This window comes from Elizabethkingia argenteiflava (genome assembly GCF_009904105.1).
In the GTDB taxonomy this organism is placed as follows: domain Bacteria; phylum Bacteroidota; class Bacteroidia; order Flavobacteriales; family Weeksellaceae; genus Elizabethkingia; species Elizabethkingia argenteiflava.
On the sequence record NZ_JAAABJ010000441.1, the window covers coordinates 1 to 344 of the forward strand.

Consider the following 344-nt stretch of genomic DNA (forward strand, 5'->3'; position numbering starts at 1 on the left):
AAATAGGAAATATAGAATTGGGCGAACGCCCGGTGTTTCTGGCACCAATGGAAGACGTGACCGATATCGGTTTCCGTCTGCTCTGCAAGCGGTTTGGTGCATCAATGGTATATACAGAGTTTGTATCTGCCGAAGCTTTGGTGCGCGATATCAAATCGACGGTACAAAAACTAACGATTGCAGACGAGGAACGTCCCGTTGGCATACAGATATACGGCCGCGACATTGATGCTATGGTCGATGCTGCAAAGATTGTAGAACAAGCTGGTCCAGATCTGATTGACCTCAACTTCGGTTGTCCTGTCAAGAAGGTTGCAGGAAAAGGCGCAGGTGCTGGCATGTTG

Annotated in this window: 1 protein-coding gene; it reads left to right on the top strand. The window is 48.5% G+C overall.

Going from position 1 to position 344, the window contains the following annotated elements; all coding sequences use genetic code 11:
- Positions 1–2 precede the first annotated feature (2 nt).
- Positions 3–344, top strand: a 342-nt coding sequence (locus tag GNY06_RS05185) for a tRNA-dihydrouridine synthase (protein ID WP_166519098.1), incomplete at its 3' end; no start/stop codon positions are given.